Source organism: Pseudomonas rhizosphaerae (assembly GCF_000761155.1).
Classification (GTDB): Bacteria; Pseudomonadota; Gammaproteobacteria; order Pseudomonadales; family Pseudomonadaceae; genus Aquipseudomonas; species Aquipseudomonas rhizosphaerae.
The window spans coordinates 4568544-4582321 of record NZ_CP009533.1; the positions used below are offsets into that span (position 1 = coordinate 4568544).

Sequence of the window (13778 nt, forward strand, 5' to 3'; positions counted from 1 at the left end):
TTACCTGTTTTTCAGAAGAATTGCGAGAGCCCGAAGGTCCAGAAACCGGGTTCCGGGGCAGTGCTGCCGCGCCGATGCAGGCCGCGTTGATAGTCCAGAGTGAGCTGGCCATCGGTCCAACTCAGGATTGCACCGGCGCTCAGGCCGATGGCGTGCTGGGTGTCGACCTTGTTGTAGGTGCGCTGACCCCAGCCCGAGTCCAGCCCGACCCGGGGGGTGAGGTAAAGGCCATGGCCGAGCACTTGTGAGGTGCTCAAGGTGTTGCGCAGCGTGGCGCCGACGGAAACCGGTTGGCTGTCCAGACGGTAGCCGCGCACGCTGCCGCTGCTGGTCAGGCGCAACTGCTCCAGGCTGGGCAGAGGGTCCGGGCTGTATTGCATGTCCAGTTCGGTCTGCCACGCCCATCGCCGTTCCAGCGAGTCGAACAGCGAGCGGCGGCTGACGGTGCCCCGGTACTTTTCGAAGCGCGGCTGGGGCGCTTCATGGCGCAGAGGCGTGCTGTCTCCTCCCAGCCAGCCCTGCCCGCGGGAGTAGCCCAGGTAGCCCGTCCACACCGAGTCGCCCAGGTGAGTCAGGTTCAGCCCGGCGCTGGCAACGCTGAGCGTCGTGCGGCCGTTGCGCACGGTGGTACCGTCCAACAGCAGGTCGGCACGTGTTTGATCCAGGCGCAGGTGCGCATTGAGCAGTGTCGTCTGGTTGCGCCATAGGCTGCGGTCCAGCTTGAGGCCGTAGCTGTCCAGGCTCTGCATCACGTCATGGCGATTGGACAGCGGCGCCCGGGAGTCGAAACGGCTCGCCGAAGCGTTCAGCGTCCAGCGCCCGTACGGTATCTCGTAGAACAACCCACCTTGGCGGCTGTAGCCCGATCCGCCGTCCAGGCTGTGGGCATAGCTGGCAGCCAGCGAATCATTGAGGCGAAACGGGTTGTCCAGGCTCAGGCTCAATTGTCCCTGGTGACGCCCGGAAGCATCGCTGCCCCGGTTGTTCAGCCCGGTACCAAGCGTCCAGGATTTGCGCGTGCCTTGGGGGCGCAGAATGATCCGCGTACCACCCACCTGCTCGCCGGGTGCGATGTCCAGCGTCAGGTCGATCGAGCGCAGGCGGTTGAGTTGGTCCAGACCGCTTTCCACGTCGGTGAGTTTGAGCGGGCGGCCGATCATCCCGGGGAAGGCGCTGCCCAGTGACAGATCGGTACTGCCGTCGGCCATTTCGATCGATTCGATGAAGCCTTCGAGCATGGCGATGACCAGCTCTTCGCCAGCGTCGGGCAATCGCAGAACATAGGGCCGCGCCGCGACGTAGCCGGCCTGCACGTAGGCGCCGGTCAGCGCGAGCAGCATCTGGTTGATATCGTTGACACCAATGCACGGCGATACCCAAGGCTGCACCACACCTTGCAGCGTATCGGTATCGAGTAGGTGGTTGTCCTGCACACGCACGGCAGACACCGCGCGACACTCGGCATCCGGCTGCTCGACCTGCTGTGGAGCGGGCGTTGCCTGCGCCGCTGTGTCCTCGTGCAAGGTTTCCAGGCGCTGCGCCTGTTCGGCCGCTGCGCGTTCATGGCGCTGGGTGTCGAACTGACGCAGGATCTGGTCATCCAGCGGCTGACCGCTTGTTTCGGCCAGCGCGATGGCCGGTCCCAATAGCAGTATGGATAACAGACGGTCTTTGCGGAATATCGTCATTGCAGCCCAGCCCCGGTGGTCGACCAATCAATAGGCGGCCACTTTAAGAGGTAGGACTTCCCAGGATATGGGCAGGGGAGAGAGGGGTGTGGTAGGAAGACTCTGACAGACAGCAGGAAAGCGTAGAGCGGGAAAAGGAACTACGTGTAGGACGGCGTCTAACGTGCACGAAGGATTATTACGGTCCCATCAATACAGAAAGCGCTCGGCTCAAGGCCGGATCTCGATCATCGTACCGTCCTTGACCAGGCTCCACACCTCGCGCATGTCGTCGTTCTTCATGGCGATACAGCCATCGGTCCAATCCAGGGTAGCGAAGTACCATTCCGGGTACTCCTCGTTGATCGGGGTACCGTGGATCATGATCATGCTGCCCGGCGCAACGCCTTCGCGGCGGGCGCGGGCCGAGTCGCTGATGTTGGGATAGGACACGTGCATGCCGAGGTTGAAGCGATCGCTGACCTTGCGCCAATCGAGCCAATAGAAGCCTTCGGGTGTGCGTTTGTCGCCCTCGCGCTCCTTGGGCCCGTTGGGTTGCTTGCCCAGTGAGATGCGATAACTCTTGAGTGGCTCGCCGCCGCTGATCAATTGCAGTTGGCGCTGGGACTTGAGCACCAGCACCTTGTCGATCGGGTCCACGCCCAAGCGCTTGTTCGGTGGCGCCGCAACGCCGATCTGGTCAACCGGCTTGCGTTCCACGGTAACGGTGAAGGCTGCCTGGGCGCTCATGGCGAAACACAGGCAGAACAAAGCGATCAGGCCACGCATCGATGGGGTATTCCTGCAATGAAAACGCACCGCTTGTGCCGGTGCGATGGGTCAGGTCCGAGGTGACCGCGCAAGCAGCGGCCCCACACACTCGTTGCGGACCGGGTAGCGGTGCTCCAGCCGGTCGGCGAAAAAGTATTCTAGGGTACGCCCGACGGTGGGGAAAGCCAGCTCCGCCCAAGGGATCTGATTTTGCGAGAACAATCCCACTTCCAGGCTTTCCTCGCCCACGGCGAACACCGGCGCTGCCATTTCGGCGCGGTAGAACACCTGCACCTGGCTGATGTGCGGCAGGTCGAACACCGTATACAGATGCAGGTCGGTCACCTGGGCGCAGGCTTCCTCGAGGGTTTCGCGACTGGCGGCCTGGGGCAGGGTTTCACCGTTTTCCATGAAGCCGGCCGGCAGGGTCCAGAAACCGCTGCGCGGCTCGATGGCCCTTCGGCAAAGCAACACCTGGTCCTGCCACACGGCGATGCAGCCCGCGACCACTTTGGGGTTCTGGTAATGCACCCTGTGGCAATGCCCGCAGACGAATCGGGGGCGTGTGTCACCGGCGGGAATGCTCAGGGTCACCGGGTTGCCGCAATGGCTGCAGAAATTCATGCTGAGATCCTTGATGGCTGCCGCTATCTTGGCCGTCCTGCCCAAGGGCCGCAAGCCCGGGGCGAGGCAAATCGAGCTTGGGCTGCCGGCGGCTTTTGGTGCATCATGCCAGCAGGCCACGGATCGAGAAACGCCATGCTGGACGAGCTACTGCGCCGAGTGAGTAACCATACGCCACGCACATTGGAAACCGACAGTCGTTTTCCCGAAGCGGCGGTGTTGCTGCCCATTACCCGCAGCGACGAGCCTGAGCTGGTGCTCACGCTGCGTGCCTCGGGGCTCTCGACCCATGGCGGCGAAGTGGCCTTTCCCGGCGGCCGGCGCGATCCACAAGACCCGGACCTGGTGTTCACCGCCCTGCGCGAAGCCGAGGAAGAAATCGGCCTGCCGCCGGGGTTGGTGGAAATAGTCGGTCCGCTCAGCCCGCTGGTGTCCAAGCACGGGCTCAAGGTCACGCCCTTTGTCGGGATCATTCCCGACTATGTCGAATACCGGCCCAACGATGCCGAAATCGCCGCGGTGTTTTCCGTGCCGCTGGAGTTCTTTCGGCAGGATCCGCGCGAGCACACCCACCGCATCGACTACCAGGGTCGCAGTTGGTATGTGCCCAGCTATCGCTTCGGTGAATACAAGATCTGGGGCTTGTCGGCGATCATGATCGTCGAGCTGGTCAACCTGATGTATGACGCCCGGATCAGCCTGCGCCGGCCCCCCGAGCATTACACTGCCATCTGAGCATCGTTGGGCCGCGCCCTGTCGGCCGCTGCCGCATCGAGGAGATCACATGAAATACCGTCTGGGCGACTCCCGTGTGGAAACCCATCCCGACAGCTGGATCGCACCCAATGCCACCCTGATCGGCAAAGTGCGCCTGCAGGCCGGGGCCAGCGTGTGGTTCGGCGCCGTGCTGCGTGGCGACAATGAACTGATCGACATCGGCGAGCACAGCAATGTCCAGGACGGCACCGTGATGCATACCGACGCCGGCGTGCCGTTGACCATTGGCCGCGGTGTCACCATTGGCCACAATGCCATGCTGCATGGTTGCACTGTCGACGATTTCAGCCTGATCGGCATCAACGCGGTGATTCTCAACGGCGCCAAAATCGGCAAGCACTGCATCATCGGCGCCAACTCGCTGATCGCAGAGGGCAAGGAAATTCCCGATGGGTCGCTGGTCATGGGGTCGCCGGGCAAAGTCGTGCGCGAGCTCAGCGAAGCCCAGAAACGCATGCTCGAAGCCAGCGCCGCGCACTACGTGCACAATGCCCAGCGCTACGCCCGCGAACTGGTCGAGCAGGATTCATGAATCCGTTACTCAAGCCGGTCAAATCCCCCTGCATCAGCGTTTGCGCACTGGATGATCAGGACGTGTGCACGGGCTGCCAGCGTACTGCGGTGGAAATCACCCAATGGGGCCGCATGAGCGATGATGAGCGCCGTGCCGTGCTGCGCCTGACCCATCAGCGTGCACTGGCCCAGGGCCTGGTATTTCCCGGCAGTTGATCCAGCCGCTGTGCCCCGGGCGAGACTGGCGCACTTGGCGTCAGGTTGAGGTAAAATGCCCGCCCCTGTCGGGTCGGCCTGCGTGCTGCCCCTCGATCCAGACGCTTCCCTGAGGACCTGAAATGACCCGTATCGGAACCCCCCTGTCGCCGACTGCGACCCGCGTACTGCTGTGTGGCTGTGGCGAGCTGGGCAAGGAAGTGGTGATCGAGCTGCAGCGCCTGGGTGTCGAAGTGATTGCCGTCGACCGCTACGCCGATGCGCCCGCCATGCAGGTTGCCCATCGTAGCCATGTCATCAACATGCTCGACGGTGCCGCCTTGCGCTCGGTCATCGAAGCGGAAAAGCCGCATTACATCGTGCCCGAGATCGAGGCCATCGCTACGGCCACCCTGGTGGAGCTGGAGTCCGAAGGTTTCACCGTGGTCCCGACCGCGCGGGCAGCGCAGCTGACCATGAACCGCGAGGGTATCCGTCGTCTGGCCGCCGAAGAGCTGGACCTGCCAACCTCGCCGTACCATTTTGCCGACACCTTCGAGGACTACGACCGGGCCGTGCAGGACCTGGGCTTCCCCTGTGTGGTCAAGCCGGTCATGAGTTCCTCGGGCAAGGGCCAGAGCCTGTTGCGCACCCAGGCCGACGTGCAGGCGGCTTGGGACTATGCCCAGGAAGGCGGACGCGCCGGCAAGGGCAGGGTGATCGTCGAAGGCTTCATCGACTTCGACTACGAGATCACTCTGCTGACCGTCCGCCATGTGGGCGGAACGACGTTCTGTGCACCGGTCGGGCACCGTCAGGAGAAAGGCGATTACCAGGAGTCTTGGCAGCCCCAGGCGATGAGCCCGGTTGCCCTGGCCGAATCCGAGCGGGTCGCTCGCGCAGTGACCGAAGCGCTGGGTGGGCGTGGCCTGTTCGGTGTCGAACTATTCATCAAGGGCGACCAGGTGTGGTTCAGCGAAGTCTCGCCACGTCCGCACGATACCGGCCTGGTCACGCTGATTTCCCAGGACCTTTCCCAGTTCGCCCTGCATGCCCGTGCCATTCTCGGCCTGCCAATCCCGCTGGTTCGTCAGTTCGGGCCGGCGGCCTCGGCCGTGATTCTGGTCGAGGGCAGTTCCCGCCAGACCGCGTTCGACAACCTCGGTGCGGCACTGGCTGAGCCGGACACCGCCTTGCGCCTGTTCGGCAAGCCAGAGGTCAACGGCCAGCGGCGCATGGGCGTGGCCCTGGCTCGTGACGAATCGATCGAGGCGGCCCGGGCCAAGGCCACGCGTGCCTCGCAGGCGGTCAAGGTCGAGCTGTAGGGCGTAGATCGACCGGCGTCAGCCCGATGGCGGCGCCGGTCAGGACCAGGTGCGATGCCTGTGTCATGCCGCTGGCAGGCTGCTTGCGTGCCAGATCAGCACCCGCGACGCGCGGTTTTCCTCGGTTTCGAGAATCTCCATCCGATAACGCCCGATCTTCAGGCACACCGCGCTGGCCGGAATGCTCTCCAGCGCCTCGGTCACCAACCCGTTCAGGGTCTTGGGGCCGTCGCTGGGCAGGTGCCAGCCCAGGCTCTTGTTGATGTCGCGGATGGAAGCCTGGCCCTCGACCACGAAGCGGCCGTCCAGCTGCGGGTGGATGTGCGGATTGGCCAGGGCGTCGTCATCTTCGAACTCGCCGACGATCTCCTCCAGAATGTCTTCCAGGGTGACGATGCCTTGCACCTCGCCGTATTCGTCGACCACGATGCCCAGCCGGCGCTGCTGTTTGTGGAAGTTCAGCAGCTGCATTTGCAGGGGTGTGCTTTCCGGGACGAAGTAGGCTTCGTAGCAGGCCGCCAGCAGGGCCTCGATGGTGAGCTCGCGCTGCGGCAGCAAATGGCTGATCTGGCGCGTGTTGAGCACGCGTTCGACGTGATTGATGTCGTTGTGGAAGACCGGCAGGCGGGTGTGGCGGCTGATCATCAGCTGATCGATGATCTCGTCCAGGGAATCTTCCAGGTTGATGCCGTCGATCTCGTTGCGCGGGACCAGGATGTCGTTGACCGTGATCTTGTCCAAAGCATGAATGCTGTTGGCCAGGTGCGGCTTGTTGCTGCGCGCCTCGGCAGCCAATTCATCGAGCACGCTACGGGGCTGGGCAGGTTCCTGCTGGGGGCCCTGACTCGGGTCCTTGCGGGCGAAGGGTACGACCAGCAGGCGCGCAGCGCCGTCCAGCAACCACGCCAGTGGCCAGACCAGTTTCAAGGGCGCAGCCAGCAGCGCATTGGCCATGCCGATGAATGGCCGTGGGTAGCGCTGGGCCAGGCGGTGCGGCAAGTAGTCGGACAGCACCAGCAGGACAATCGCCGTGCCCAGGCCGCCGAGCCACGCGCCATGGGCACCGTGCAGATAGATGCCCAGGGTGACTCCCAGCGTGACGGCCAGGGCCCGGGCCAGGGTGTTGAGCAATACCAGGCTGGGCAGTGGCGCCTGCAGCGCCGGTCGATCGCCGTTGCGCCCGGTGGGGCGCTGGGCGGCCAGCGTGTGCAGCGCAGCTTGCACTGCACTCAGCAACGCGGCGAGGAGAATGGCCAGCGCCAGCGCGCCGAGCATCGGCCCTAGGGGCAGAGTGTCCATGGGTGACCTGTCAGATGTGCAGAATGTATTCGCGAACCAGCTTGCTGCCGAAATAGGCCAGCATCAACAGGCAGAAACCGGCCAGCGTCCAGCGAATGGCCTTGTGCCCGCGCCAGCCCAGGCGATTGCGTCCCCACAGCAGTACGCTGAAGACGATCCAGGCCAGACAGGCGAGCAGGGTCTTGTGCACCAGGTGCTGCGCGAACAGGTTCTCGACGAACACCCAGCCCGAAATCAGCGACAGCGACAACAGTGCCCAGCCGGCCCAGATGAAGCCGAACAGCAGGCTTTCCATGGTCTGCAGCGGCGGGAAGTTCTTGATCAGGCCGGTGGGATGCTTGTGCTTGAGCTGGTGGTTCTGCAGCAACAGCAGCAGCGACTGGAACACGGCGATGGTGAACATGCCGTAGGCCAGGATGGACAACAGGATGTGTGTGAGGATGCCGGGCTCTTCGTGGATCAGCGGCGCGGTCCCGCCGGGCACGAACTGGGCGATCAGGATGGTCGCCAGGCCCAGGGGAAACAGCAGCACCAGCAGGTTTTCCACTGGAATCTGACTGGTGGCCAACAGGGTCAGGGCGATCACCGCCACGGCGATCAGGCTGGCTGCGGTGAAAAAGTCCAGGCTCAGCCCCAGTGGCGTCAGCAATTGCGAGAACAGCGCGCAGCCATGGGCGATGACGGCCAGGAAGCCGAACAGGTAGAGCAGGCGTTTGTCAGCCTTGCTGCCTTGGCCAATACGGGTTGCCTGATAGGCAGTCGCAGCGGCGTACAGGCAGGCGGCGGCGAGAGTGGGTAGTAGACTGGGTGACAAGGGGAGCATAGGTCCTGTGGAGCACACGCCGGAAAGTGCCTGAGTTTGGCATCAAATGCCTGCCGACGAAAGACTGCATACCGCGCAGTGTCCGTGGCACCCACTCTTGGTTATAATCGCCGGCCTGCTCTTGCCGCCACAACCTCGGCTCAACCAGAGCCAGAAAGGATCGCGACATGTTTGAAAACCTTACAGACCGCCTCTCGCAGACGCTGCGCCACGTTACCGGCAAAGCCAAGCTGACCGAGGACAATATCAAAGACACCCTGCGCGAAGTGCGCATGGCGTTGCTCGAAGCCGACGTCGCCTTGCCGGTGGTGAAGGACTTCGTCAACAAGGTCAAGGAGCGTGCGGTCGGCACTGAGGTTTCGCGCAGCCTGACCCCGGGCCAGGCGTTCGTGAAGATCGTCCAGGCCGAGCTCGTCGAGATGATGGGCGCCGCCAACGAGGAACTGAGCCTGGCGGTGACCCCGCCCGCAGTCATCCTCATGGCTGGTCTGCAGGGCGCGGGCAAGACGACCACCGCCGGCAAGCTGGCGCGCTTCCTTAAAGAGCGCAAGAAGAAGACCGTGATGGTGGTGTCGGCCGACGTCTACCGCCCGGCGGCCATCAAGCAGCTGGAAACCCTGGCCAGCGATATCGGCGTGACCTTCTTCCCGTCCGACATCAGCCAGAAGCCGGTGGACATCGCTCACGCGGCGATCCGCGAGGCCAAGCTCAAGTTCATCGACGTGGTCATTCTCGACACCGCCGGGCGCCTGCACATCGACGCCGAGATGATGGGCGAGATCCAGCAGTTGCACGCCGCGGTCAAGCCGGCCGAAACCCTGTTCGTGGTCGACGCCATGACCGGTCAGGACGCGGCCAACACGGCCAAGGCCTTCGGTGATGCACTGCCGCTGACCGGCGTGATCCTGACCAAGGTCGACGGCGACGCCCGTGGCGGTGCTGCGCTGTCGGTGCGCGCCATCACCGGCAAGCCGATCAAGTTCATCGGCATGGGCGAGAAAAGCGAAGCACTCGAGCCGTTCCACCCCGACCGGATTGCCTCGCGGATCCTGGGCATGGGCGACGTGCTCAGCCTGATCGAGCAGGCCGAGCAGACGCTGGACAAGGACAAGGCCGACAAGCTCGCCAAGAAACTGAAGAAGGGCAAGGGCTTCGACCTCGAAGACTTCCGTGACCAGCTCGTGCAGATGAAGACCATGGGCGGCCTCGGTGGCCTGATGGACAAGCTGCCCAGCATCGGCGGCGTGAACCTCTCGCAGATGGGCAACGCCCAGAACGTTGCCGAGAAGCAGTTCAAGCAGATGGAAGCCATCATCAACTCCATGACCCCGGCCGAGCGCCGCGACCCGGACGTGATCAGCGGTTCGCGCAAGCGTCGCATCGCCATGGGCTCCGGCACCCAGGTGCAGGACATCGGTCGCTTGATCAAGCAGCACAAGCAGATGCAGAAGATGATGAAGAAGTTTTCCACCAAGGGTGGCATGGCCAAGATGATGCGCGGCATGGGCGGCATGCTGCCCGGCGGCGGTGGCGGCATGCCCAAGATGTAACGCATTGCGTCGGTACGAAAGCCCTGTGGGAGCCTGCTCCCACACGTCTACTTCCCGTGCCGACGAATACCCTGGCCATGTGGCCAAACTCCGTTGCTTGCAACGGCTTATAGGCAAATCTGCGCTGCAAGCCCCGACCTATCGGAAAAAGGCATTTGCAAATGTCCGTGTATTCCCTGAGAATATGCGGCCTTTCGGGCACCCGTGTGCCCGCTGTGCATTATGATTTGCAGCACCGACTACAGGAACGATGTTCAATGCTAACCATCCGTCTTGCCCGTGGCGGCTCCAAAAAGCGCCCGTTTTACCAACTGACCGTAACCGATTCGCGCAACCCGCGTGACGGTTCCCACAAAGAGCACGTGGGTTTCTTCAACCCTGTTGCCCGTGGTCAGGAAATCCGTCTGTCCGTGAACCAAGAGCGCGTCAACCACTGGTTGAGCGTTGGTGCACAGCCTTCTGAGCGCGTTGCTCAGTTGCTGAAGGAAAATGCCAAGGCCGCGGCCTGAGCAATATGAACGCGACGCCAGATTCCGCTGATGACTTGATCGTCGTCGGCAAGATTTTCTCGGTACACGGCGTTCGCGGCGAGGTGAAGGTCTTTTCCTTTACCGATCCGATAGAAAACCTGCTCGATTACAAGACCTGGACGCTCAAGCGCGAAGGGGTTGTCGTCAAACAGGTAGAGCTGGTCAGCGGCCGATCCACACAAAAGGATCTGGTTGCCAAGTTGAAAGGCCTGGATGATCGCGACGAAGCCCGTCTTCTGTCCGGTTACGAGATTTGCATCTCGCGCAGCCTTTTGCCCGACCTGGCCGAAGATGATTACTACTGGTATCAGCTTCAAGGCTTGAAAGTCATCGATCTGCAGGAGCAATTGCTCGGCACGGTCGATCACCTGTTGGAGACCGGCGCCAACGATGTAATGGTGGTGAAGCCCTGCGCGGGCAGCCTGGATGATCGTGAACGCCTGTTGCCCTATACGGCGCAATGCGTGTTGAAGGTCGACCTGGCCGCTGGCGAGATGAGGGTGGATTGGGACGCGGACTTCTAGGCGATGGCAACCCTTCGCGTTGAAGTGATCACCCTGTTCCCCGAGATGTTCTCGGCCATCAGCGAGTACGGCATTACCAGCCGCGCGGTGAAACAGGGGTTGTTGCAACTGACCTGCTGGAACCCGCGGGACTACACCATGGACCGTCACCACACAGTGGATGACCGGCCCTTTGGCGGTGGTCCGGGAATGGTGATGAAGATCAAGCCCCTGGAAGATGCCCTGGTTCAGGCCAAGGCTGCGGCAGGGGAAGCGGCGAAGGTGATCTACCTCTCGCCCCAGGGCCGGCCGCTGGTACAGGGTGCGGTGAAACAACTGGCGACTTCCGAATCCTTGATTCTGATCGCCGGGCGATACGAAGGCATCGACGAGCGTTTCATTGAAGCTCATGTCGATGAAGAGTGGTCTGTTGGCGACTATGTGCTGTCGGGCGGTGAATTGCCTGCCATGGTCCTGATCGATGCGGTTACACGGCTGCTGCCCGGAGCTTTGGGGCATGCGGACTCCGCGGAGGAAGACTCCTTCACGGACGGTCTGCTGGATTGCCCGCACTACACCCGACCGGAGGTGTATGCGGATCAGCGTGTTCCCGACATATTGCTTAGCGGCAATCATGCACACATCCGGCGCTGGCGTTTGCAGCAGTCCCTTGGGCGGACCTACGAACGACGTGCCGATCTTCTGGAAAGACGCTCGCTTTCTGGAGAAGAGAACAAGCTGCTGGCGGAGTATCTCCGCGAGCGGAACGATAGTTAACGTATCGATGGTAAGTCAGACGATTTACCTTAGGAGCACAGCATGACCAACAAAATCATCCTTGCACTCGAAGCAGAGCAGATGACCAAAGAAATCCCTCCCTTTGCCCCGGGCGACACCATCGTCGTTCAGGTGAAAGTGAAGGAAGGCGATCGTTCCCGTCTGCAGGCGTTCGAAGGCGTTGTCATCGCCAAGCGCAACCGCGGCGTGAACAGTGCTTTCACCGTACGTAAAATCTCCAACGGTGTTGGCGTAGAGCGTACTTTCCAGACCTACAGCCCGCAGATCGACAGCATGGCCGTGAAACGTCGTGGTGACGTGCGTAAAGCCAAGCTGTACTACCTGCGCGACCTGTCTGGTAAAGCAGCACGTATCAAGGAAAAACTGTCCTGAGTACAGTTTGTTTCTGATGCAGAAAAAGGCAGCCTTCGGGCTGCCTTTTTTGTGGGCGAGTGTTGGCAGATGAGTGTTCAATGACGATGTTCATGTGGGAGCGGGGCGGGCGGCGAGCCCTCTGCCCGCGAAGGCGTCGCCCTGACTCTGTGCCCTGTTATCATTCCCGGACCCCCACAACCCTGCGACCTCAATGCCAGCCCTAGACCACCCCCTGATCGATCAATTTCTTGATGCCCTGTGGCTGGAAAAAGGCCTCTCGCAGAACAGTCGTGACGCCTACCGCAGCGATCTGGCGTTGTTCAACGGCTGGCTGCAGGAGCGTGGCATCGCGCTGGATGCGGCCGGTCGCGAGGTGCTGCTCGATCACCTGGCCTGGCGAGTCGAGCAGGGCTACAAGGCGCGCTCCACGGCGCGGTTGCTGTCCGGTGCGCGAGGTTTCTATCGTTATTTGCTGCGCGAGAAGCTGATCGACAGCGACCCGACCTTGCAGATCGACATGCCGCAACTGGGCAAGCCGTTGCCCAAGTCGTTATCCGAAGCCGACGTCGAGGCGCTGCTCCAGGCACCCGACCTGGGCGAGCCCATCGGCCAGCGTGACCGCGCCATGCTCGAGGTGCTGTATGCCTGCGGCCTGCGGGTGACCGAATTGATCAGCCTGACCCTGGATCAGGTCAATCTGCGCCAGGGCGTGTTGCGCGTGGTGGGCAAGGGCAACAAGGAGCGGCTTGTGCCGATGGGGGAGGAAGCGGTGGTCTGGGTGGAGCGCTACCTGCGCGACGGGCGCCATGAACTGCTCGGCGGCAGGCCCAGCGACGTCGTCTTTCCCAGCCAGCGTGGCGAGCAGATGACCCGGCAGACGTTCTGGCATCGCATCAAGCACCAGGCTCAGGTCGCCGGCATCGCCAAGTCGTTGTCGCCGCACACGCTGCGCCATGCGTTCGCTACCCATCTGCTCAACCATGGTGCGGACCTGCGCGTGGTGCAGATGCTGCTCGGCCACAGCGATCTGTCGACCACGCAGATCTACACCCACGTGGCGCGTGCGCGTCTGCAGGACCTGCATGCCAAACACCATCCGCGGGGATGAAATCGGACGATTCGGCTCTGTGTCGAACGTTGTCCGCAGTCGGTCTTGACCAATGAATGTGGTAGGCTTGCCCGGTTTATGCAGCGGGCCGTGACGAGTTGATCCTCCATCGCCCCTCAAGTCCGTCGCTCCAGGAGTTCCCATGCGCGTGACCCGTCTTTTCGCCGCCGCAGCCCTTGCGTTGGCCAGCACCTTTGCCGTCGCCGATCCGGCTGCGGAGCAAGCGATTCGCAAGACCCTGCAGACCCTGCAACTGGAAGTGCCTATCGAAAGCGTGGGCGCCAGCCCGCTCAATGGCCTGTACGAGGTCAAGCTCAAGGGCGGTCGCGTACTGTATGCCAGCGCCGACGGTCAGTTCGTCATGCAGGGCTACCTGTTCCAGATCCAGAATGGCAAGCCGGTCAACCTGACCGAGAAGACCGAGCGGCTGGCCATCGCCAAGACCATCAATGCCATTCCGGTCGCCGATACCGTGGTCTACCCGGCGGTGGGCGAGACCAAGTCGCACATCACCGTGTTCACCGACACCACCTGCCCGTACTGCCACAAGCTGCATGCCGAAGTCCCCGAGCTCAACCGCATGGGGGTCGAGGTCCGCTACGTGGCGTTCCCGCGCCAGGGTCTGAAATCGGCCGGTGACGAACAGTTGCAGGCGGTATGGTGCTCCAAGGATCGCAAGGCGGCCATGGACAAGATGGTCTCCGGCGATACCATCAAGGCGCCTTCGTGCGTCAACCCGGTCGCCAAGCAGTTCGAGCTGGGCCAGTCGATCGGTGTCAGCGGCACGCCCGCCATCGTGCTGGAGAACGGGCAGGTCATCCCTGGCTACCAGCCGGCGGCGAACGTGGCCAAGCTGGCCCTCGACGCGAAAGGCTGAGCGGCACTCGCACGTCATCAATAGCCGCAGGTTGAAGGCCTGCGGTCAGTATCACGACCGTCAT

Annotated in this window: 16 protein-coding genes; 11 read left to right on the forward strand and 5 right to left on the reverse strand. The window is 62.6% G+C overall.

Going from position 1 to position 13778, the window contains the following annotated elements; all coding sequences use genetic code 11:
* Positions 1-11: 11 nt before the first annotated feature.
* The 3 genes from LT40_RS20295 to LT40_RS20305 form a co-directional block, all read right to left on the reverse strand.
* On the reverse strand, positions 12-1688 hold the full coding sequence (locus tag LT40_RS20295) for a ShlB/FhaC/HecB family hemolysin secretion/activation protein (protein ID WP_084139856.1): 1677 nt from the start codon (positions 1686-1688) through the stop codon (positions 12-14).
* A 210-nt stretch (positions 1689-1898) separates the two neighbouring features.
* Positions 1899-2456 carry a L,D-transpeptidase family protein gene (locus tag LT40_RS20300; protein WP_043193019.1) on the reverse strand — a complete coding sequence of 186 codons (558 nt, stop codon included), beginning with the start codon at positions 2454-2456 and terminating at the stop codon, positions 1899-1901.
* A 51-nt stretch (positions 2457-2507) separates the two neighbouring features.
* On the reverse strand, positions 2508-3062 hold the full coding sequence (locus LT40_RS20305) for an NUDIX hydrolase (RefSeq protein WP_043193021.1): 555 nt from the start codon (positions 3060-3062) through the stop codon (positions 2508-2510).
* A 135-nt stretch (positions 3063-3197) separates the two neighbouring features.
* On the opposite strand from LT40_RS20305, the gene LT40_RS20310 reads away from it, so the two are divergent.
* The 4 genes from LT40_RS20310 (at position 3198) to purT (ending at position 5872) form a co-directional block, all read left to right on the forward strand.
* Complete coding sequence (locus LT40_RS20310; protein WP_043193022.1) at positions 3198-3797, forward strand: CoA pyrophosphatase; 600 nt, start codon at positions 3198-3200, stop codon at positions 3795-3797.
* 49 nt (positions 3798-3846) lie between these two features.
* Positions 3847-4371 carry a gamma carbonic anhydrase family protein gene (locus tag LT40_RS20315; protein ID WP_043193024.1) on the forward strand — a complete coding sequence of 175 codons (525 nt, stop codon included), beginning with the start codon at positions 3847-3849 and terminating at the stop codon, positions 4369-4371.
* Positions 4368-4568 carry a DUF1289 domain-containing protein gene (locus LT40_RS20320; protein WP_043193025.1) on the forward strand — a complete coding sequence of 67 codons (201 nt, stop codon included), beginning with the start codon at positions 4368-4370 and terminating at the stop codon, positions 4566-4568. The genes LT40_RS20315 and LT40_RS20320 overlap by 4 nt, the downstream gene beginning before the upstream one ends.
* 122 nt (positions 4569-4690) lie before the next feature.
* Positions 4691-5872: a formate-dependent phosphoribosylglycinamide formyltransferase gene (purT, locus tag LT40_RS20325; protein ID WP_043193027.1), complete on the forward strand. Its 1182-nt coding sequence runs from the start codon at positions 4691-4693 to the stop codon at positions 5870-5872.
* A 63-nt stretch (positions 5873-5935) separates the two neighbouring features.
* On the opposite strand, the gene LT40_RS20330 is transcribed toward purT, so the two are convergent.
* Both LT40_RS20330 and LT40_RS20335 read right to left on the reverse strand, forming a co-directional pair.
* Positions 5936-7171 (reverse strand): transporter associated domain-containing protein, encoded by a 1236-nt coding sequence (locus LT40_RS20330; RefSeq protein WP_084139857.1) that lies wholly within the window; start codon positions 7169-7171, stop codon positions 5936-5938.
* 10 nt (positions 7172-7181) lie between these two features.
* Positions 7182-7994 (reverse strand): cytochrome C assembly family protein, encoded by an 813-nt coding sequence (locus tag LT40_RS20335; RefSeq protein ID WP_043193030.1) that lies wholly within the window; start codon positions 7992-7994, stop codon positions 7182-7184.
* A gap of 167 nt (positions 7995-8161) precedes the next feature.
* Here LT40_RS20335 and ffh point away from each other — a divergent pair, with 167 nt between their 5' ends.
* From ffh to LT40_RS20370, 7 genes are all read left to right on the forward strand, one after another.
* On the forward strand, positions 8162-9544 hold the full coding sequence (ffh, locus tag LT40_RS20340; protein WP_043193032.1) for a signal recognition particle protein: 1383 nt from the start codon (positions 8162-8164) through the stop codon (positions 9542-9544).
* Positions 9545-9801: 257 nt separating this feature from the next.
* Positions 9802-10053: a 30S ribosomal protein S16 gene (gene rpsP, locus LT40_RS20345; RefSeq protein WP_043193034.1), complete on the forward strand. Its 252-nt coding sequence runs from the start codon at positions 9802-9804 to the stop codon at positions 10051-10053.
* A 5-nt stretch (positions 10054-10058) separates the two neighbouring features.
* On the forward strand, positions 10059-10598 hold the full coding sequence (gene rimM, locus LT40_RS20350; RefSeq protein WP_043193036.1) for a ribosome maturation factor RimM: 540 nt from the start codon (positions 10059-10061) through the stop codon (positions 10596-10598).
* Between the two features lie 3 nt (positions 10599-10601).
* Positions 10602-11354 carry a tRNA (guanosine(37)-N1)-methyltransferase TrmD gene (gene trmD / locus LT40_RS20355; RefSeq protein ID WP_043193037.1) on the forward strand — a complete coding sequence of 251 codons (753 nt, stop codon included), beginning with the start codon at positions 10602-10604 and terminating at the stop codon, positions 11352-11354.
* Positions 11355-11396: 42 nt separating this feature from the next.
* Positions 11397-11747: a 50S ribosomal protein L19 gene (gene rplS, locus LT40_RS20360; protein WP_043193039.1), complete on the forward strand. Its 351-nt coding sequence runs from the start codon at positions 11397-11399 to the stop codon at positions 11745-11747.
* A 193-nt stretch (positions 11748-11940) separates the two neighbouring features.
* Positions 11941-12837, forward strand: coding sequence for a site-specific tyrosine recombinase XerD (xerD, locus tag LT40_RS20365; protein WP_043193040.1), 897 nt, complete (start codon positions 11941-11943; stop codon positions 12835-12837).
* A gap of 142 nt (positions 12838-12979) precedes the next feature.
* Positions 12980-13714 carry a DsbC family protein gene (locus LT40_RS20370; RefSeq protein WP_043193042.1) on the forward strand — a complete coding sequence of 245 codons (735 nt, stop codon included), beginning with the start codon at positions 12980-12982 and terminating at the stop codon, positions 13712-13714.
* Positions 13715-13778: the final 64 nt, after the last annotated feature.

Bases quoted from the DNA above. Each gene is read 5' to 3' on its own strand.
- LT40_RS20295 (WP_084139856.1), bottom strand. From the start codon at position 1,688: ATGACGATATTCCGCAAAGACCGTCTGTTATCCATACTGCTATTGGGA.
- LT40_RS20300 (WP_043193019.1), bottom strand. From the start codon at position 2,456: ATGCGTGGCCTGATCGCTTTGTTCTGCCTGTGTTTCGCCATGAGCGCC.
- LT40_RS20305 (WP_043193021.1), bottom strand. From the start codon at position 3,062: ATGAATTTCTGCAGCCATTGCGGCAACCCGGTGACCCTGAGCATTCCC.
- LT40_RS20310 (WP_043193022.1), top strand. From the start codon at position 3,198: ATGCTGGACGAGCTACTGCGCCGAGTGAGTAACCATACGCCACGCACA.
- LT40_RS20315 (WP_043193024.1), top strand. From the start codon at position 3,847: ATGAAATACCGTCTGGGCGACTCCCGTGTGGAAACCCATCCCGACAGC.
- LT40_RS20320 (WP_043193025.1), top strand. From the start codon at position 4,368: ATGAATCCGTTACTCAAGCCGGTCAAATCCCCCTGCATCAGCGTTTGC.
- purT (WP_043193027.1), top strand. From the start codon at position 4,691: ATGACCCGTATCGGAACCCCCCTGTCGCCGACTGCGACCCGCGTACTG.
- LT40_RS20330 (WP_084139857.1), bottom strand. From the start codon at position 7,171: ATGGACACTCTGCCCCTAGGGCCGATGCTCGGCGCGCTGGCGCTGGCC.
- LT40_RS20335 (WP_043193030.1), bottom strand. From the start codon at position 7,994: ATGCTCCCCTTGTCACCCAGTCTACTACCCACTCTCGCCGCCGCCTGC.
- ffh (WP_043193032.1), top strand. From the start codon at position 8,162: ATGTTTGAAAACCTTACAGACCGCCTCTCGCAGACGCTGCGCCACGTT.
- rpsP (WP_043193034.1), top strand. From the start codon at position 9,802: ATGCTAACCATCCGTCTTGCCCGTGGCGGCTCCAAAAAGCGCCCGTTT.
- rimM (WP_043193036.1), top strand. From the start codon at position 10,059: ATGAACGCGACGCCAGATTCCGCTGATGACTTGATCGTCGTCGGCAAG.
- trmD (WP_043193037.1), top strand. From the start codon at position 10,602: ATGGCAACCCTTCGCGTTGAAGTGATCACCCTGTTCCCCGAGATGTTC.
- rplS (WP_043193039.1), top strand. From the start codon at position 11,397: ATGACCAACAAAATCATCCTTGCACTCGAAGCAGAGCAGATGACCAAA.
- xerD (WP_043193040.1), top strand. From the start codon at position 11,941: ATGCCAGCCCTAGACCACCCCCTGATCGATCAATTTCTTGATGCCCTG.
- LT40_RS20370 (WP_043193042.1), top strand. From the start codon at position 12,980: ATGCGCGTGACCCGTCTTTTCGCCGCCGCAGCCCTTGCGTTGGCCAGC.